The sequence below is a fragment of the Sphingobium sp. HDIP04 genome (assembly GCF_000445085.1).
Classification (GTDB): Bacteria; Pseudomonadota; Alphaproteobacteria; order Sphingomonadales; family Sphingomonadaceae; genus Sphingobium; species Sphingobium indicum.
In genome coordinates, this window is sequence record NZ_ATDO01000109.1 from 70,997 (window position 1) to 89,875 (window position 18,879).

The 18,879-nt window shown below is 66.5% G+C and carries 17 protein-coding genes; 4 read left to right on the plus strand and 13 right to left on the minus strand.

Annotated features, from left to right (window positions below):
• Positions 1 to 123 precede the first annotated feature (123 nt).
• Positions 124 to 522: an acyl-CoA thioesterase gene (locus L286_RS39620; protein ID WP_020820273.1), complete on the plus strand. Its 399-nt coding sequence runs from the start codon at positions 124 to 126 to the stop codon at positions 520 to 522.
• Positions 523 to 610: 88 nt separating this feature from the next.
• Here L286_RS39620 and L286_RS39625 read toward each other — a convergent pair whose 3' ends face one another.
• The 7 genes from L286_RS39625 to crtY form a co-directional block, all read right to left on the minus strand.
• Complete coding sequence (locus tag L286_RS39625; RefSeq protein WP_020820272.1) at positions 611 to 1,591, minus strand: TerC family protein; 981 nt, start codon at positions 1,589 to 1,591, stop codon at positions 611 to 613.
• Positions 1,592 to 1,831: 240 nt separating this feature from the next.
• Complete coding sequence (locus L286_RS39630; RefSeq protein WP_020820271.1) at positions 1,832 to 3,691, minus strand: ABCB family ABC transporter ATP-binding protein/permease; 1,860 nt, start codon at positions 3,689 to 3,691, stop codon at positions 1,832 to 1,834.
• 145 nt (positions 3,692 to 3,836) lie between these two features.
• The gene (dapD, locus tag L286_RS39635) at positions 3,837 to 4,676 is read right to left on the minus strand and encodes a 2,3,4,5-tetrahydropyridine-2,6-dicarboxylate N-succinyltransferase (RefSeq protein WP_020820270.1); all 840 of its coding nucleotides are present in this window, start codon (positions 4,674 to 4,676) and stop codon (positions 3,837 to 3,839) included.
• A complete protein-coding gene (locus L286_RS39640; RefSeq protein WP_020820269.1) occupies positions 4,673 to 5,344 on the minus strand; it encodes a pyrimidine 5'-nucleotidase in 672 nt (223 codons plus the stop codon). The genes dapD and L286_RS39640 overlap by 4 nt, the downstream gene beginning before the upstream one ends.
• 231 nt (positions 5,345 to 5,575) lie before the next feature.
• Positions 5,576 to 6,157, minus strand: a complete 582-nt coding sequence (locus tag L286_RS39645; protein WP_020820268.1) for a TIGR00730 family Rossman fold protein — start codon at positions 6,155 to 6,157, stop codon at positions 5,576 to 5,578.
• 9 nt (positions 6,158 to 6,166) lie between these two features.
• A complete protein-coding gene (locus L286_RS39650; RefSeq protein ID WP_020820267.1) occupies positions 6,167 to 7,648 on the minus strand; it encodes a phytoene desaturase in 1,482 nt (493 codons plus the stop codon).
• 13 nt (positions 7,649 to 7,661) lie between these two features.
• Positions 7,662 to 8,822 (minus strand): lycopene beta-cyclase CrtY, encoded by a 1,161-nt coding sequence (gene crtY / locus L286_RS39655; RefSeq protein ID WP_020820266.1) that lies wholly within the window; start codon positions 8,820 to 8,822, stop codon positions 7,662 to 7,664.
• A gap of 223 nt (positions 8,823 to 9,045) precedes the next feature.
• Between crtY and L286_RS39660 the strand changes: the two genes are divergently transcribed.
• Together L286_RS39660 and dmeF are read left to right on the plus strand one after the other, a co-directional pair.
• Positions 9,046 to 9,318: a metal/formaldehyde-sensitive transcriptional repressor gene (locus tag L286_RS39660; protein WP_007686869.1), complete on the plus strand. Its 273-nt coding sequence runs from the start codon at positions 9,046 to 9,048 to the stop codon at positions 9,316 to 9,318.
• Positions 9,315 to 10,301, plus strand: coding sequence for a CDF family Co(II)/Ni(II) efflux transporter DmeF (gene dmeF, locus L286_RS39665; RefSeq protein ID WP_021223676.1), 987 nt, complete (start codon positions 9,315 to 9,317; stop codon positions 10,299 to 10,301). The genes L286_RS39660 and dmeF overlap by 4 nt, the downstream gene beginning before the upstream one ends.
• A gap of 192 nt (positions 10,302 to 10,493) precedes the next feature.
• Here dmeF and L286_RS39670 read toward each other — a convergent pair whose 3' ends face one another.
• From L286_RS39670 to L286_RS39685, 4 genes are all read right to left on the minus strand, one after another.
• Entirely contained in the window at positions 10,494 to 11,678 is a 1,185-nt protein-coding gene (locus tag L286_RS39670; protein WP_020820264.1) for an NAD(P)/FAD-dependent oxidoreductase, read from the minus strand.
• Positions 11,678 to 12,106 carry a TIGR01244 family sulfur transferase gene (locus L286_RS39675; RefSeq protein ID WP_020820263.1) on the minus strand — a complete coding sequence of 143 codons (429 nt, stop codon included), beginning with the start codon at positions 12,104 to 12,106 and terminating at the stop codon, positions 11,678 to 11,680. Before L286_RS39675 ends, L286_RS39670 begins: the two co-directional genes overlap by 1 nt.
• A gap of 368 nt (positions 12,107 to 12,474) precedes the next feature.
• The gene (gene recQ, locus L286_RS39680) at positions 12,475 to 14,247 is read right to left on the minus strand and encodes a DNA helicase RecQ (protein WP_020820262.1); all 1,773 of its coding nucleotides are present in this window, start codon (positions 14,245 to 14,247) and stop codon (positions 12,475 to 12,477) included.
• 159 nt (positions 14,248 to 14,406) lie between these two features.
• Positions 14,407 to 14,721 carry a hypothetical protein gene (locus tag L286_RS39685; RefSeq protein WP_025160460.1) on the minus strand — a complete coding sequence of 105 codons (315 nt, stop codon included), beginning with the start codon at positions 14,719 to 14,721 and terminating at the stop codon, positions 14,407 to 14,409.
• A 38-nt stretch (positions 14,722 to 14,759) separates the two neighbouring features.
• Between L286_RS39685 and L286_RS39690 the strand changes: the two genes are divergently transcribed.
• Positions 14,760 to 15,884 carry a serine hydrolase domain-containing protein gene (locus L286_RS39690; protein ID WP_021223677.1) on the plus strand — a complete coding sequence of 375 codons (1,125 nt, stop codon included), beginning with the start codon at positions 14,760 to 14,762 and terminating at the stop codon, positions 15,882 to 15,884.
• Positions 15,885 to 16,073: 189 nt separating this feature from the next.
• Here L286_RS39690 and L286_RS39695 read toward each other — a convergent pair whose 3' ends face one another.
• Both L286_RS39695 and L286_RS39700 read right to left on the minus strand, forming a co-directional pair.
• Complete coding sequence (locus tag L286_RS39695) at positions 16,074 to 16,862, minus strand: PhzF family phenazine biosynthesis protein (RefSeq protein ID WP_007683138.1); 789 nt, start codon at positions 16,860 to 16,862, stop codon at positions 16,074 to 16,076.
• A gap of 93 nt (positions 16,863 to 16,955) precedes the next feature.
• Complete coding sequence (locus L286_RS39700; RefSeq protein WP_007683136.1) at positions 16,956 to 18,734, minus strand: SLC13 family permease; 1,779 nt, start codon at positions 18,732 to 18,734, stop codon at positions 16,956 to 16,958.
• Positions 18,735 to 18,879: the final 145 nt, after the last annotated feature.

Sequence of the window (18,879 nt, forward strand, 5' to 3'; positions counted from 1 at the left end):
GTTCGCCCTGAGCCTGTCGAAGCCTGTCCTGAGCGCCTGCCTGCAGGCAGTCGAAGGGGGCCTCTCCTTTCTTGAAGAAGGAAGAGGCTTCGACAGGCTCAGCCCGAACGGAGGGAGAGGATAATGGCCTCCACCTACGCCACCCAGTTCACCGCCGGTCCCGAACATATCGACATGCTCGGCCATGTGAACAACGCCGTCTGGGTCCAGTGGATGGAGCAGGTCGCGACCGAACATTGGGCCCGCGACGCCGCGCCGGATCATCTGGACGCCTATGCCTGGGTCGTGACCCGGCATGAGATCGACTATCGCGGCAATGTGAAGCAGGGCGAAACCGTGTCCGCCCGCACCTGGATTCCGCAGGGGCCTCGCGGCGCCCGCTTCGACCGGCACATGGAATTCACCGGACCCGACGGCAGGGTGAAGGTGTCGGCCAAGTCCACCTGGGCGATCATCGACCTGAAGACGGGCCGCATCCTCCGGGTGCCCCCGGACGTCGCGGCCCGCTTCTTCGAAGGCTAGAGCGTTTTCGCAATGAGCGAAAACGCTCTGGTCCTTTGATGTCGCATTTTCCGAGCCGTTGACCGTGAACGGTCAACTTGAAAATGCCCTAGGCGAGCTTTTCCTCGCCCCGCGTCTTCCACAGCGACCAGCCCACCCCCACGCCGATCAGCGCGAAGGTCACGCCCAGGCTGATGACGGGCGGGAATTTGCCCCCGTCCATCACGAAGTCCGCCACGAATATCTTGGCGCCGATGAACACCAATATCGCGGCCAGCGCATATTTCAGATAGTGGAAGCGATGCACCATCGCCGCCAGCGCGAAATAAAGCGCGCGCAAGCCCAATATCGCCATCACGTTCGACGTGTAGACGATGAACATGTCGGTCGTGATCGCGAAGATGGCGGGCACGCTGTCCACCGCGAACACCAGGTCCGCGAAGTTGATCACCACCAGCGCCAGCAGCAGCGGCGTCGCCGCCATGACGACCTTGCCGGTCTTCGGATCGGTCATGCGCGCCAGGAAATGTTCGCCATGCTGCTCCGGCGTCACCCGCATATGCTTGGAAATGAAGCGGATCAGCGGATTTTTGCCGACATCCATCGGCTCGTCGCCCGCGAACATCATCCTGATGCCGGTGAAGATCAGGAAGGCGGCGAACAGGTACAGCACCCAATAGGCCTGGTGCAGCAGCATCGCCCCGCCCGCGATCATCAGGCCGCGCAGCACGATCACGCCGATAATGCCCCACAGCAGCGCCCGATACTGATATTTCGCTGGAATCGCGAAATAGGAAAAGATCAGGCTGATGACGAAGACATTGTCGATGGACAGCGCCTTTTCGATGAAGAAGCCGGTGAAATACTGCATCCCCGGCTCCGGCCCGCGCACGAACCAGACCCAGGCGCCGAAAGCGCAGGCGATGCCGATGTAGAAGATGGAGAGCTTCAGGCTCTCCCTGATGCCGATCTCCTTATTCTCCTTGTGCAGGAAACCCAGGTCGAAGGCGGTCAGCGCGACGACGATGGAGAAAAAGGCGAGCCAGAACCATGCGGGCGTCCCCAGCCAGTCGGCGAAAAGAAATTCCATGGGATATGCTCCTCTTGATCAACGACAAAGGTCGATCGGAGAAATCCGGTGCCAGCCATGGGGGAGAGGATAAGCCAGACCGCCATGCGCATCGGATAGTCCGATGCGGTCCGACATCACGCGCTGAAAAAAGCGCGCCAGAGGGGCCCGGTCCGCGAGGGCGAGGATAGACGCAAAAGCGTCCGAAATCAACGGAGGTCTAAATCCTCCCCATCTATCGATGGGGAGGAATAGGAGAAGTCACCCCCTGCCGCCCGGCACGTCCACCACTTCGAAAATATCCTCGATCCCCGGCTCGACCGGCATGTCGTCCCGCTCGGTCGCCTGTCGCGCCCACATGGCGGCATACAGCCCGTCCGCCCGCACCAGATCGCCATGCCGCCCGCGTTCGACGATGCGCCCCTTCTCCATGACGATGATCTCGTCCGCGTCGACCACGGTGGACAGCCGGTGCGCCACCACCAGCGTCGTGCGCCTGCGCGATATGGTGCGCAGCACGTCCTGGATTTCCGTCTCGGTCCGGCTGTCGAGCGCGCTGGTCGCCTCGTCCAGCACCAGCACCGGCGGGTCTTTCAGCAGCGTCCGGGCAATCGCCACTCGCTGCTTCTCGCCGCCGGACAGCTTCAGCCCGCGCTCGCCCACCCGCGTGTCATAGCCCTGGGGCAGGCCCATGATGAAGTCGTGGATGGACGCCGCCCTGGCCGCCGCCTCAATCTCTTCCTGCGTCGCGCCTTCGCGGCCATAGCCGATATTATAGCCGACCGTGTCGTTGAACAGCACCATGTCCTGCGGCACGATGCCGATGGTGGAGCGCAGGGATTGCTGCGTCACCGCCGATATGTCCTGCCCGTCGATGCTGATCCGCCCGCCCTGAATGTCGTAGAATCGGAACAGCAGCCGGGCGATGGTCGACTTGCCCGCGCCCGAAGGTCCGACGATGGCCAGCGTCCTGCCCGCCGGAACGGTGAAGCTGACCCCGTGCAATATCTCCCGCTCCGGATCGTAACCGAAATGCACATGGTCGAAGCGCACCTCGCCCGCCTCGACATGCAGCATCGGCGCGCCCGGCGCGTCGCTGATCTCCGCCTCCGTGTCGATCAGCCTGTACATCGCCTCCATGTCGATCAGCCCCTGCCGGATCGTCCGATAGACCATCCCCAGCAGGTCGAGCGGCCGGAAAAGCTGGCTCAGCAGCGTGTTCACCAGCACCACGTCGCCGGTCGAGAACTGCCCCCGGCTCCACCCCCAGACGGTATAGCCCATCGCCCCCGCCATCATCAGATTGGTGATCAGCGACTGGCCGATATTCAGCCAGGCCAGCGAATTTTCCGACTTCACCGCCGCATTGGCATAGCGCCGCATCGCCTTGGCATAGCGGGCCGCTTCGCGCTCCTCCGCGCCGAAATATTTGACCGTCTCGAAATTCAGCAGGCTGTCGACGGCATGGGCGACCGCGTTGGTGTCCATGTCCACCATGTCGCGGCGCAACTGGTTGCGCCATTCGGTGATCGTCCGGGTGAACCAGATGTAGAGCGCCACCATGACCAGCGTCGCCGCGACCAGTCCGGGACCGAACTTCACGAAGAAGATGACGCAAACCGCCGCCAGTTCCAGCACCGTCGGCGCGATGTTGAACAGCAGGAAATAGAGCATGGTGTCGATGCTCTTGGTGCCGCGCTCCACGATCTTGGTGACGGCCCCGGTGCGCCGGTCGAGATGGAAGCGCAGCGACAGCCGGTGCAGATGGACGAACACGTCGTCGGCCAGCCGCCGCCCGGCCTCCTGCCCGACCCGCTCGAAAATGGCGTTGCGCAGATTGTCGAACAGCACGCCGCCGAAGCGCGCCCCCGCATAGGCGACGACCAGCGCGATCGCCAGGCCCGCGCCGGATTCCATGCCCGGCGCCATGCGGTCGATCGCGGCCTTATAGGCGAAGGGCATGGCCAGGCTGACGGCCTTCGCCACCAGCACCAGCGCCATGGCGACGGCGACGCGCCGCCGCAGCGCGGGGGCGTCGGCCGGCCAGAGATAGGGAAAGAAACGCCGCATCGTCGCCCAGACGGGCGGAAGGGGGCTGTTGTCGGGCGTGGATGGCGGCATGGAGGTTATGTAAGGCGAGCTTGCGCCAAATGCCACTTATAAGCCCCTCCCCTTCAGGGGGGTGGGGGATCTCCCCAAGCGCTGAGGGTGGAGGCGCGCCCCCACCCCCTGCCCCTCCCCTGAAGGGGAGGGGAGTGAGGCAGCCTTAATCCCGCAACAATTCATTGATCCCGGTCTTCGACCGCGTCTGCGCGTCCACCCGCTTCACGATCACCGCGCAATAGAGGCTCGGCCCCGGCGTGCCGTCGGGCAGCGGCTTGCCGGGCAGCGACCCCGGCACCACCACCGAATAGGGCGGCACTTCGCCCATGAACACTTCTCCGGTGGCGCGGTCGACGATCTTGGTCGACTGGCCGATGAACACGCCCATCGACAGCACCGATCCCTTGCCGACGCGCACGCCCTCCACCACTTCGGACCGGGCGCCGATGAAGCAGTCATCCTCGATGATCACCGGATCGGCCTGCAACGGCTCCAGCACGCCGCCAATGCCGACGCCGCCCGACAGATGGACATTCTTGCCGATCTGCGCGCAGCTTCCCACCGTCACCCAGGTATCGACCATCGTGCCCTCGTCCACGAAGGCGCCGATATTCACGAAGCTGGGCATCAGGATCACATTCTTCGCGATATGCGCCCCGGCGCGGGCGAACGACCCCGGCACGGCGCGGAAACCGGCGGCGCGGAAGGCGGCCTCGTCCCAACCGGCGAACTTGCTCGGCACCTTGTCCCACCAATGGCCAGCGCCCGGCCCATTGTCGATCATGACATTGTCGTTCAGGCGGAAGGACAGCAGCACCGCCTTCTTCGCCCACTGGTTGACCCGCCAGCCTTCTGCCGTCGGTTCGGCCACGCGCAGTTCGCCGCTGTCCAGCATCGCCAGCGCCTTGTCCACCGCCTGACGCACGGCCCCCTGCGTCGACAGGCTCACATTGGCCCGGCCCTCCCAGGCGGCGTCGATAGTCGCGATCAGTTCGTTGCTCATGGCTTTTCCCCAAAAATATCCGCCAGGAACGGCGTCAGATGGTCGGTTTCGAAATCGATGAAGTCGGGATGATGCCCGTGGTCGCCCGCTTCGGAGCCGTTATTGACCCAGATGGTGGTCATGCCGATGGCCTTGGCCGGCTTCAGGTTGCGCGCCATATCCTCGAAAAAGGCGGCGCGGGCGGGATCGACATGGTGCACCCGGCACAGTTCCGCATAACCCGACGGATCGGGCTTGGGAATATATTGGCAGGCGTGGATGTCGTGGATCAGCTCGAACGCGCCGCTCAGGCCCAGCCGGTCCAGCACCCGCGTGGCGTAGGCGGCATCGCCATTGGTAAAGATCAGCCGCCGCCCCGGCAGCGCCGCGATATGGGCGTTGAGCGCCTCGTCCACCTCCAGCCGGTCCATGGAGATGTCGTGGACATAGTCGAGGAAGGCGCGCGGCTCGATGCCATGATGGTGCATCAGGCCGGACAGGGTGGTGCCATGCTCCAGGAAATAGCGTTTCTGCGTCTGCTTCGCGACCACCGGATCGCAACCGAGCAGGCCCTGGATGAACTCGCCCATCTTCACGTCGATCAGCGCGAACAGGTCCGCCTTCGCCGGGTAGAGCGTATTGTCCAGATCGAAGATCCAGGTGTCGACATGGGCAAGGTCGCGACGCATGGCCGCGCCCTAGTCCGCTGGGACGGGGAGGGCAAGGGCCATGGCCCCATCCCAAGCCGTGCTCCTGCGAAGGCAGGAGCCCAGTCCAGACGGTCGTGCATTTATCAGACGGCGGAACCAGGCCGCGTGGACAAATTCGAAAATGTCGGCAATTTGGCCATTTGCCGACATTCCGGATCGTCTACGCGGCCCAGCCATTGTTCGACTCCGCTCGAAACGAACGGGTCTTGATCACAGCCGATCCGCCTTCATCGCGAAGACGGTTTCGTGGGGCTGATAGGCCGCCATCCTGTCGAGCAAGGCTTCGACGGCGTTGGCGTGGATCAGGATATTGGCGTGCTGGGCGCGGATGAAGCCTGCCTCCACCATATGTTGGTTGAAGGCGATGAGCTGGTCGTAGAAGCCTGCGACATTGAGCAGGCCCACCGGCTTTCGGTGATAACCAAGCTGCGCCCAACTGATCGCTTCCCACAATTCGTCCATCGTGCCGACGCCGCCAGGCAGGGTGACGAAGCCGTCGGACAGGTCGGTGAAAAGCTGCTTGCGCTGGTGCATGGTCTGGACGACGTGCAGTTCCGTGCAGCCGCGATGGGCGACTTCGGCGCCGACCAGCGCTTCGGGGATGACGCCGATCACTTCACCGCCCGCCTCCAGCGCTGCGTCCGCCACCGCGCCCATCAGGCCCAGGCGGCCGCCGCCATAGACGACGCCGATGCCGCGCTCAGCCAACACGCGCCCGACATGGCGGGCGGCGTCGACATGGGCGGGGTCAGCCGGGGTGGCCGAGCCGCAATAGACTGCCAGTCTCTTCATATGTCCTCTTTACGCCAGATCTTCCAGCATCAGCGCGGCGGTCGCCTTGGCGCTGCCGACCACGCCGGGGATTCCCGCGCCGGGATGGGTGCCCGCCCCGACCAGATAGAGGTTGGGAATGACATCGTCGCGATTATGGGCGCGGAACCATGCGCTTTGGGTGAGCAAAGGCTCCAGGCTGAAGGCGCTGCCCAGATGCGCCGACAGGTCGCGGCGGAAATCGGGCGGGGCATAATGGAACTGCGTCACGATGCGCGAGCGGATGTCGGGGATCAGGCGATGCTGGATCTCGTCCAATATGCGCTCTGCATAGGCAGGCGCGAACCTGTCCCAGTCGATCGGCAGCTTGCCCAGATGCGGCACCGGCGCGAGCGCGTAGAAGGTCGAATGGCCGTCCGGCGCCATCGACGGATCGGTGACGGTCGGATGATGCAGATAGAGCGAGAAATCCTGCGGCAGCACGCCATGGTCGTAAATGTCGGTCAGCAGCCCGTCATAGCGCGGGCCGAACAGGATCATATGGTGCGGAATGCCCGGCCAGCTTCCCCTGATGCCGAAATGCAGCACGAACAGGCTGGGCGACCAGCGTTTGCGGGCGAGCTTTTCCGCCTGTTTCTGGCCACGCGGATGATGGCCGATCAGGTCGCGATAGCTGTGCATCAGGTCGGCGTTGGAGGCGACGGCGTCCGCCTCCCCCCGCCAGCCCGAAGCGGTGCGCACGGCGACCGCGCGGTCGCCATAGGTTTCGATCTGCACCACCGGATCGGCGAGGCGCAGCGTGCCGCCGAGGCGTTCGAAATGCGTCGCCATCGCCTGGACGAGGCGGTTGGTGCCGCCCTTCGCGAACCAGACGCCGCCGTCCTTCTCCAGCTTGTGGATCAGCGCGTAGATGGAGCTGGTCTGCATCGGATTGCCGCCGACCAGCAGCGTGTGGAAGGAGAGCGCCTGGCGCAGCTTCTCATTCTTCACATGGGAGGAGACGACCGAATAGACGGAGCGCCACGCCTGATGCTTCATCAGCGCGGGGGCGGCGCGGACCATGGAGGCGAAGTCGAGGAAAGCGACCGAGCCGAGCCTGCGATACCCCTCTTCATAGACGCCGCCCGCATAGTCGAGGAAGCTCTCATAGCCCGCGACATCTTCGGGATTGAGCCTGGCGATCTGGGCGCGCAGGGCGGTTTCGTCGTTGGAATAGTCGAAATTGGTGCCGTCGCGCCAGTTGAGCCGGTAGAAGGGGGAGACGGGGACGAGGCTGACATCCTCCGCCATGTCGTGGCCGGACAGGCGCCATAATTCGCCCAGGCAGTCGGGATCGGTGATGACGGTCGGCCCGGCGTCGAAGACGAAGCCGTCCTTTTCCCACATATAGGCGCGCCCGCCCGGCCGGTCCCGCGCCTCGACCAGCGTGGTGTCCATTCCGGCGGATTGCAGGCGGATGGCGAGCGCGAGGCCGCCAAAGCCCGCGCCGATGACGATCGCTTTCCGGTTCATCGGGTTCGCTTCATCAGGCGGGAGGGCTCATCAATGCACGCATGGCGTCCCTTATGGGCACCGGGGGCCGCCCGCACAAGATGCGGATGCGATCCCGAAGCGTCGAGCGGCCCGCGTAGAAGCGGCCGATCAAGGGGGGGCTGAGCCGATAGAAACGTTCGAAGATGCGCCAGCGCTGCGCGGGGCGGGCCGCGCCGAACAGCATGCGGCCGAGCAGCCGGTAATAGCGCCCCTGCCGCCAATGGAGGGCGGCCCATTCCCGCGTCGCATGCGCCAGCAGCCGTCCCTCCATCGGCCATTCGTCCGCCAGCCATTGGGCGAAGCGCACGGCGTCGGGCAGGGAATAGCCGGTCATGGGCTGGAACATCGCCGCCCTCACGCCGATCCGCGCCACCGGGTCATGCCGCGGCCAGAAGCGGTCGAAATCGCCGCCATGGACGACAGGGAGGACGCCGCTTTCGCTGTGGACGACCGCCTCGACCTGCCAGCCCTGCGCCCCGGCATAGGTGGTGATGCGCGCCTCCAGCGCGGGGATGCCGAGGTCCGGGGTGTCGCTATAATAAGTATCCTCGACGAAGATCGTCCGCTCGTCGCGGGGCAGCAGGTAGACGAAGCGGTAGCCGTCAAATTGCTCGACCGTGGCGTCCATGATGACCGGGCGGGTCAGGCCGTGGGGGGCAGTCAGGCTCAGGGTCTGGCCGACGAATTTCTGCCAGCCGCAGCGCAGCGCGGAAAGGTCGCCCCCTCCCCTGGCGTCCAGCACGGCTCCGGCGCGGATGGTGCGGCCATCGAACAAGGTGACGGTGGTGGGCGTCAGTTCGACGGCCTGCGCGCCGGTCAGCACGGCTTCGCCCAGCACTTCCCGGACATGGGCGTCGAGGCGCGTCGAGGTGATGCTGTTATAGGGCGCGGCCAGTTGGCGGCTGTGGCCGGGGAAGCGGACCTCATAGCCTTCGGGCCAGCGATGGGCGACCAGCGGCTCGACCAGCCAGCGGTCGCCCGCATCCACGTCGCTGTCGAAGAAGGACCAGATATGGTTGCCGCCGAGCGTATCGCCGCTTTCCAGCAGCCGGATGGAGACATGGGGATGGCGCATGGCAAAGGCGAGCGCGGTCAGGCTGCCCGCCAGGCCGCCGCCCACTATCGCCAGGTCGCAATCGGTCATGGTCGCCATCGCACCCCTTGTTCGGAAATCCGGCCGAAGCCGGATTTGCCGCACCGGCCCACTCCCCCACCCGGCCACCCAACGGCAGTATTCTATAGGTGGCCGGGTGGGGGAGTGGGCTGGTGCGGCGCCGAAAATGTACATATGCGCATTTTCCAAACAGACTCTTAGGGGCTTCGCGAGGAAATGCACGGATTGATTTTCCGGGGGATATAGTATAGGGGGGTATCCTATGCATATCGTGGCGGATCGGGACAAGCTGTTGGCGCGGGTGCGGCGCATCGCCGGGCAGATCGGCGCGGTCGAACGGCAATTGGCGGGCGATGCGGGCTGTTCGGAAACGCTGCAACTGGTCGCCTCCGTCCGGGGAGCGGTGGGCAGCCTGATGGAGGAGCTGATCGACCAGCATATGCGCGAACATGTCGCCCGGCCGGGCATCAGCGACGCGGCGCGACAGGCCGCGGCGGAGGAGATGCTGGCGCTGATCCGGCGCTACGGGAAATGAGCATGCACGACGATCACAACCATGGCCATCATCCCGAGGAGCATGATCATGCCCGTGCCATGCCCGCGACCGGCGCGGACGAGGGCGAGGAAAGCCATTATTTCGACCATATCTATCTGAGCCGGGGGCATGACGAGAATGCCCGCAAGACGATGTGGGTCGTGTGGCTGACGGCGGCGACCATGGTGGTGGAGATCGTCTTCGGCTGGCTGAGCGGGTCGATGGCGCTGCTGGCCGACGGTTTCCACATGGCGACCCATGCGGGCGCGCTGGCGGTGGCGGCGGCCGCCTATGGCTATGCGCGGCGGCATGCGCGCAATCCCCGCTATACTTTCGGGACCGGCAAGGTGGGGGATCTGTCCGGCTTCGCCTCCGCTTTGATCCTGGCCTTCACGGCGCTGTTCATCGCCGTCGAATCGGCGATGCGCCTGTTCGATCCGGTGCAGGTGGCTTTCGGCGAAGCGACGCTGGTGGCCGTGATCGGCCTGGTCATCAACCTGATCAGCGCCCTGCTGCTGGGGCATGACCATAGCCATGATCACGGGCATCACGGCCATGCCCATGATCATAAGCAGGGCCATGCCGACAATAATCTGCGCGCCGCCTATATGCATGTGCTGACCGACGCGCTGACGTCGGTGTTGGCCATCGCGGCGCTGCTGGCGGGGCGCTATATGGGCTGGTGGTGGCTTGACCCGGCCGTGGGCCTGCTGGGCGCGGCGGTGATCGCGCGCTGGGCCTGGGGGCTGATGAAGGATACTGCCGCGATCCTGCTCGACACCGCCGAACCGGCGCTGACGGCGCGGATCAAGGGACTGGTGGAGGCGGAGGGGGCGACCATCCGCGACCTGCATGTCTGGCGCATCGGGCCGCATGCCCATGCCGCCATCGTCAGCCTGGCCCCCGGCGCGGACGCCGCCGCCGTGCGCCGCCAGGTCCGCGCCCTGCCGCGCATGGAGCATGTGACGGTGGAGTGCGGGTAGGCGGGTTTCGGAGATGCATGCGGGAACGTCCAGACAGGGCGAGGCATGCGCGAGAAAATTCTCCGTAGCATCTTGAAACGTAAATAGGCCTTCCTATTTCCCTTTTGTCCCGGCTCTCCCCCCCCTCCCGCCGGGACATCCCTCTTTGTGGCCCCGGCGTTCCCTTGCGCCGGGGCTGCTTTTTTGGAGGGATCAAAGAAACTGGGCCGCTACCCAGCCGCTTGCCCAGGCCCATTGGAAATTATAGCCGCCCAGCCAGCCGGTGACGTCGACCGCTTCGCCTATGGCGTAAAGGCCGGGGAGGTGGCGCGCCTCCATCGTCTGCGAGGATAGCCCGGCGGTGGAGATGCCGCCGATGGTGACTTCCGCCTTGGCGAAGCCTTCGGTGCCGTTGGGGGTGAAGGACCAGGCCGAGAGGCGGCGTTCGGCATCCTGCAACTTGCGGTCCGGGATATTGCCGAGATCGCCGGGCAGCGCGAGCCGCTCCGCCAGCGCGTCGGCCAGACGGTCGGGCAGGTGGCCGCGCAGGCTCTGCGTCAGCGTGGCGCGGGGCTTGCCGCGCTTCGCCTCCGTAAGCCAGCCCGGCGCCCGGTCGGGCAGGAAGTCGAGGGCGATGGCGTCCCCATGCCGCCAATAGGAGGAAATCTGCAAGATCGCCGGGCCGGACAGGCCGCGATGGGTGAGCAAGGCGGCTTCGCGGAAGGCGGTCTTGCCATGGCGGGCGACGACCTCGGTCGAGACGCCGGAGAGGGAGCGGAACAACAGGTCTTCGCCACCGAGCGTCAGGGGGACGAGCGCGGGGCGGGGTTCGACCACCTTCAGGCCGAACTGGCGGGCGAGATCGTAGGCGAAGGCGGTCGCGCCGATCTTCGGGATGGACGGACCGCCGGTGGCGATGACCAGCGCGGGGGCGGTGGCGGTCCTGCCGCCATGGGTGACGCTGTAGCGGCCATCGGCATGGGTGACGGCGGTGATGGCGTGGCCGAGGCGGATCGCGACGCCGCCTGCCTCGCATTCGGCGAGCAGCATGGCGACGATCTGGCGGGCGCTCTGGTCGCAGAAGAGCTGGCCCAGCGTCTTTTCGTGCCAGGCGATGCCGTGGCGTTCGACAAGGGCGAGGAAATCCTGCGGCGTGTAGCGGCCCAGCGCCGATTTGGCGAAATGGGGGTTGGCCGACAGATAGCGGTCGGGCGCGGTGTGGATATTGGTGAAATTGCAGCGGCCGCCGCCGGAGATCAGGATTTTCTTCCCCGGCTGGTCGGCATGGTCGATGACCAGCACGCGCCTGCCCCGCTGGCCCGCCATGGCCGCGCACATGAGGCCGGCGCCGCCAGCGCCCAGGACGATGGCGTCATAGGTTTCCGGTGTTGCGGGCATCAACCGGCGGCGAGCGCGTCCATGATCTGGCGGACGGGCGCGACGTCATATCCGGCCGAGGCGGCCTGCTCGGCCAGCGCCGCCGGGTGATCGCCTGCGCGGGCGCGGGTCAGCGCCCAGAGCAATGTGCTGCGCGTGCCGGATCGGCAATAGGCGAGGATCTTGCCCTCGCCCGCCTGTTCCAGCGCGGCGGCCATGCCGTCGAGTTGCCAGGGGGCGAAGCCGCCATGGGCCACGGGCACGGCGGCATAGGCGATGCCGGCGGCCTTGGCGGCGGCCTCGATCTCCGCGCCGTTGGTCTGGCCCGGCTCCTCGTCGTCGGGGCGGTTGTTGATGATGACGGTGACGCCCAGCGCCTTTGCCTCCGCCACCTGATCGACGCTGATCTGCGGGGAGACGTAGAGGCTTTTGGTTAGCTGGCGGAACATGGGCGGACTCCTTTGCGGGCCTCCTTGCGCCTGTGGGCGGCGGGATTCAAGGGGGTTGGCCAAAGAGCAACGTGCTCCTGCGAAGGCAGGAGCCCAGTTCAGACGTCAGCAACAGGCCGCGTGGACAAATTCGGAATGTCGGGAAATGGCCATGAGCGGACATCATTTACCGTCACCCCGGACTTGATCCGGGGTCCCGCTTTCTTTCTGAGTSCGCGCCCAGCCCAAGGCAGCGGGACCCCGGGTCAAGCCCGGGGTGACGAATAGGGGAATGGCCCCTCTCCACCCCAATCCCTCAGTCAGGCGAGTCTTGAATTTGTCCACGCGGCCCAGGCTCCTGCCTTCGCAGGAGCACGGTGATCTCAAGCTTAAAGATAAGGCCGGATCGCCGCCAGGAACGCATCGCCATAGGCGTCCAGCTTGCGCTGCCCTACCCCGCTGATGTGACCGAGTTCGGTGAGGTTCGTCGGGCGCTGCTCCGCCATTTCGCGCAGGGTCGAATCATGGAAGATGACATAGGGCGGCACACCCGCCTCCTGCGCCAGTTCGCGGCGGCAGGCGCGCAGCGCGTCGAACAGCGGATCGCCCACGGGATTTTCGGCGCTGCCGTTGCGGGCGCTCTTGCGGCGGCGTTCCTTGCGGGGCGGCAGGACCAGGCTGACCTCTTCCTCCCCGCGCAGGATCGGGCGGGCATTGGGGCCGAATTCCAGCCCGCCATGTTCGTTGGTCTGGAGCGCGTCGCGGACCAGCAAGGCGCGAGATACGGGGCGCAGCAGCGCCGTCTCCTCCCCGTCGACGATGCCGTAGACCGAAATCTTGTCATGGCCGCGCTCGCGGATCTTGTCGGTGACGGCGCCGGTCAGCACCTGCTCGATATGGCCGACGCCGAAGCTCTGGCCGGTGCGGTAGACGGCGGACAGGAATTTGCGGGCGGTCTGGGTCACGTCGACGCTGGGCGGCGGGTTCAGGCAATTGTCGCAATTGCCGCAGGTGGGCGACGGATTTTCCCCGAAATGGCGGAGCAATATGGCGCGGCGGCAGGTGCCGGTCTCCACCAGCCCGCCCAGCGCGGTGATGCGGGCGCGCTCGCCCTGTTGGCGCAGGGGATCGAGTTCGCCGATGCGCTGGCGGGCGCGGGCGAAATCGTCCGCGCCCCAGAAGAGATGCGCTTCGGCCGGTTCGCCGTCGCGGCCTGCGCGGCCCGATTCCTGATAATAGCCCTCGATCGACTTGGGCAGCGCCGCATGGGCGACGAAGCGGACGTCGGGCTTGTCGATGCCCATGCCGAAAGCGATGGTCGCGACCATCACCATGTCCTCGCTGGCGATGAAGGCGGCCTGGTTGGCGGCGCGGGTGCGCGGGTCCAGCCCGGCATGATAGGCGCGGGTCGGGCGGCCGGTCTTGCCGAGGGTTTCGGCCAGCTTCTCGGTCGCGGCGCGGGTGGGGGCGTAGACGATGCCGGGGCCGGTCTGGCTGGCGATCAGATCGGAAAGCTGGCGCGGCAGGCCGTCGCGGGGGTGGACGGCGTAGCGGATGTTCGGCCGGTCGAAGCCCGCGATGATCAGCCCTTCGCGGGGAATGCCGAGCTGGACGAGGATGTCGTCGCGGGTGTGATGGTCGGCCGTGGCGGTCAGCGCGAGGCGGGGAACGACTGGAAATTCGTCCAGCAGCGGGCGCAGCAGGCGATAGTCGGGGCGGAAATCATGGCCCCATTCGGAGACGCAATGCGCCTCGTCAATCGCGAAGAGGGCGATCTTCGCGGCGCGCAGGAGGGTGCGGAACCCCTCCCCGCTGGCGCGCTCCGGGGCGACGTAGAGCAGGTCGAGATCGCCGTTGCGCAGCCGGTCCTGCGTCTCGCGCCAGTCGGCATCGACGCTGGTGAGGCTGGCGGCGCGGATGCCGACCGCCTGGGCGGCGCGCAACTGGTCGTGCATCAGCGCGATCAGCGGGGAGACGACGACGCAGCAGCCGTCCAGCGCCACGGCGGGAAGCTGGTAGCAGAGCGACTTGCCCGCGCCGGTCGGCATGATCGCCAGCGTCGGCTGCCCCGCCATGATGCGGCCGACCACCTGTTCCTGCACGCCCCGGAAAGCGGGGAAGCCGAAAATATCGTGGAGCAGGGTCGGGATGTCGGGACGCATGGGGAGGGGCTGTAGCGATTTGAGGAGGCCGGGACCAGCTTCCCGCTATCGTCATCCCAGCGAAAGCTGGGATCTCAGGAGATAGGGCACTGCCTGGCGGCACGAGATCCCAGCTTTCGCTGGGATGACGGATGGGGGACTCATGGGACGGATGGGGCCTCAAGGGTCCAGCAGGCAGCCCCAGCCCTTGCGATAGCGGGCCGTGCGGGAGGCGAGCAGGGGAACCGCCGCGTTGACCGATTGCGATTCGGGCAAGTCCTTCAGCGACACCGCCCACATGCCGGGTTCCTTGTCGCCCTTGCAGCTTTCCATCGACCGCCCTTCCACATAGCGGCAGGAGCAGGTTACGCGCGCGCCGAAGCCCGCGCCGACCTGCGCCTGGGCACGCAGGGCGCTCCAGTTCCAGGCCAGCAGCGCCAGCGGCAGCAGCACCGCCGCCAAAACTCCGTAAATCCATTTCCGGCGACCGGACATGCTCCCCTTTCCCGCGCACCATGCTAAGGCGGCGGCTTATGAGGCTTGAGCGGAACAGCGTAAAGCGCCTTGGCGCGTTGGGCGGGATTTTGGCGGTGCTGGCGGTGGCCGGGCTGTGGACCGTGCGCGCCGCCGCCGGGCCGGAGCCGGTCTATCATGTCGCGGGCGATTCGGACGCGGACGCGGCGGCGCTGAGGGCGGCGATCGACCCGCTGTTCGACGATGCGGTGGGCGAAACGCGGGCGCTGGTCGTCATGCATGACGGAGAGATCGTAGCGGAGCGCTATGCGCCCGGCTATGGGCCGCGGACGAAGCTGCCGTCCTGGTCCGCGGCCAAGAGCGTGACGGCGGTGCTGATCGGGCTGATGGTGTCGGACGGGCGGCTGGCGCTCGATGCGCCGGTGCCGGTGGCGGCCTGGGGCCAGCCGGGCGATCCCAGGGGGCGCATCACCCTGCGCCAGTTGCTGGCCATGACGTCCGGCCTGGACCATGTCGAGGATGCCGAACCGCTGGCGGAGGCCGACACGATAAGGATGCTGTTCACTGACGGCGCGCAGGACATGGGCGCCTTTGCGGAGGCAAAGCCGCTGGCCCATGCGCCGGGCGCCGCCTTTTCCTATTCGACCGGCAACAGCGTCATCCTGGCCGACCTGATGGCGCGGATGCTGACCAACAGCACCGATCCCGACGTGCGGCGGCGGGCGATGCAGATGTTCATCGACGGCCGGCTGAAGATCCCGGCGCGGCTCGACAGCCTGACCGTGGAATATGATGCGGCAGGGACGATGATCGGCGGCAGCTTCATGCATATGACGGCGCGGGACTATGCCCGTTTCGGGGAATTGCTGCGCAACCATGGGCGCGGCGCGGCGGGGCACCAGATCGTGCCGGAAAAATGGATCGACCATATGCGCGAGCCTTCGCCCCGCAATGCCGCCTATGGGGCGCATCTGTGGCTGAACCGGGACAGCGAGGACAGCGCGCTGATGCCGGGACGGGCGCCGCGCAGCCTGTTCGGCTGCGTCGGCCATGGCGGGCAATATATACTGGTTTCGCCCTCGCAGCGCCTGACGGTCGTGCGGCTGGGCATGTCGCCCCGCAAGGAGGAGCGCGCCGCGCTGAAGGCGGAACTGGCGAAGCTCGTCGGGCTTTATGCGCGGTGAGGGGTGGAGAGCACACCTCTCCTATTCCTCCCGATCGGGAGATGGGGAGGGGGACCAGCCGCAGGCTGGTGGAGGGGAATGGGGCATGACCTCCCAATTACCCCCCCCCACCATCGGCTGCGCCGACGTCGAAGAGAGTCACGCGCCTCTCTTCGACCCTCCCCACGCGCGGGGAGGATTGAAGGTCACCTAAAGCAGGAAATTGCCTTCGATCACCGTGCGGCAGGCGCCGGTCAGGATCACCCTGTCGCCGGAAAGCCGGCACGACAGGCGCCCGCCGCGCCGCGATGCCTGAAAGGCCGTGAGGGCGGCCTTGTCCAGCCGTTTCGCCCAATAAGGGGTGAGCAGGCAATGGGCGGAGCCGGTGACGGGATCTTCGTCTATGCCCGCGCCGGGGACGAAGACGCGGCTGACGATGTCGCTGTCATCGCCGGGCGCGGTGGCGATCAGCAGGATGGGACCGGCCTTCTTCAACGTCGCGAAGTCCGGTTCCAGCGCACGGATCGCGGCCGCGTCGCGATAGAGGAAGATCGCATAGCCCCCTTCGCGCCATTGGGTTTCCAGGATGTCCCCGCCCATGGCCTCGGCCAGTTCGGGCAAGGGCCTGGGTCCGGTGGGCCAGGCGGGAAGGGAGAGGGCATAGCCGTCGCGGTCGCGCGACACGCTGAGGATGCCCGCCTGCCGCGTGCGGAAGCGGACGGCGGTGCGCCCGCCCATCAGCACATGGCCGCTCGCCAGCGTGGCATGACCGCAGAGCTTGACCTCCACGGCCGGCGTGAACCAGCGCAGCGCATAGTCCGCCTCCGGATCGTCGGGGGTGGGAACGGTGAAGGCGGTTTCGGAGAGGTTGTTTTCCGCCGCTATCGCCTGAAGCGTCGCATCGTCCAGCCATTGGCCGAGCGGCATGACCGCGGCCGGATTGCCGGTGAAGGGCGCGTCGGCGAAGGCGTCGACCTGGATGATGGGCAGGCTGGTCACGGGCAATCCTTTGATCTGCCGATCATCATGGCGATGCGCCCGGTGCCGGGACAGGGCCGGTCGGCCGAAAATGGCTTGGCGCGGCCCAGGGCCTCATCCCAGCAGGACGAGCGCGGTGCAGACCGCCAGCCCGACGACGAGGTTGAGCGGAATCCCGATCCGCACGAAATCGGAAAAGCGATAATCGCCCGCCGCATAGACCAGCGCATTGGTCTGATAGCCGATCGGCGTGGCGAAGCAGGCCGACGCGCCGATCATCAGCGCGATCACAAGCGGGCGCGGATCGGCGCCTAACTGATGGGCGAGCGCGATGGTGAGCGGCGTGAGCAGCGCCGCCACCGCATTGTTGCTGAGCAGTTCGGACAGGAGCAGCGCGAAGAAATAGATGAGGAACACCAGCGACCATGCGGGCGCGGCGGCGAGCAGCGGATCGATCCAGCCGACCATCAGCGCGACGCTGCCCGCCTGTTCGAGCGCCAGTCCGACCGCAAGCATCGCGAAGATGAGGATCAGCACGTCGCCGTCGATCGCGGCCCATGCCTCCTCCGGATCGATGCAGCGGGTGACGAGGATCACGCCCACCGCGATGAAGGCGGCCAGCCCGATGCCGATGACGTCGATGGCCGAGAGCAGCACCACCGCCGTCAGGGCGAGAATGGCGATCCACGCCTTTCGCGGGCGGAAGGCGCGGGCGCGGCTGATGTCGACGCCGATCAGATGGGCATTGTCCTTGAGCGAGCGGATGCTGTCGTCGCTGCCCGCGATCAGCAGGCGGTCCGCGCCGCGCACGCGGGTTTCGCTGAGGTCGGGTCCGGGCAGGTGGCGCGCCCGGTGAATGCCGATGATCCGCACCCGCAGTGCGTGGAGGAAGGGAATGTCGATCAGCCGTTCCCCGATGGACGGATGGCTGGGCGCGATCATCGCTTCGATGACGGTGCCGCCGCCGGGAGTTTCCGACGCCGCGGCCAGGCCGATTTCGAAGTCGCCGGATTCGCGCAGGGTCATGATCGTCGCGCCGTCGGCATGGACCAGCAGGTGGTCGCCGGCGTGCAGTTCCTCTTCCTCTATCCCCCGGCGCCGTATCTCCCCCGCCCGCTTGAGGCCGAGCAGGCTGGCGGAGCGGCCGAAGATCGACAGGGAGCCGACGGTGCGGCCGATCAGGTCGCTGTCCCGCGACAGGATGAGTTCGGTCAGATAATCCTGCACATTGCCGCCATCCTCCCCCGCGATGGAGGGCGGATCGCTGGGCAGCAGGAAGGACAGGCCGGCCAGCGCGGCGATGCCGGCCGCGACCCCGGCCAACCCATAGGGCGTGATGTCGAATATGCCGAAGGGCGCCATGCCCTGGTCGGCGGCGATGCCCGCGACGATCAGGTTGGTCGATGTGCCGATCAGCGTCACGCAACCGCCCATCACCGCGACGGCGTTCATCGGGATCAGCAGTTTCTTGACCGGATAGCCGGTCGCCTGCGCCAGCTTGAACATGATCGGGATCAGCAGGATCACGACCGGCGTGTTGTTGAGGAAAGCCGAAAGGACGACCGTGCCGAGCGTGACTTCGGCCAGCGCCAAGCGGGGGTGGCGCTGGGCGCGGGCCATGACCAGGTCGGCGACGCGGTTGATCGTCCCCGTGCGGATCAGCGCGCCGGAAAGCACGAACATCGCCCCGACCGTCAGCGGCGCGCTGTTGGAGAAAACGGAGAACAGATCCTTTTCGTCGAGCAGGCCCAGCAGCGCGAAGGCGCAGGCCCCGACCACCGACACGACAGTGGGCGAATAGCGTTCGCGCACGAAGGCGACGAACATCAGGGCGAGGATGACAAGCCCGATCTCCGCGCCATAGATGCCGATCAGCGCGGTGATGAAATGCATGCGTCTTGTGCCCCGGATCGCGTTTTCGCGTCCTGCTTCAACGAAATGGGCCAGCCATGGTTGCATGGCTGGCCCGTGTTCGCGGCTGAAGGGGACGTTTTGACCGTCAATCCATGCGGGGCATGGTGACGCTCCCCAGGCTTAC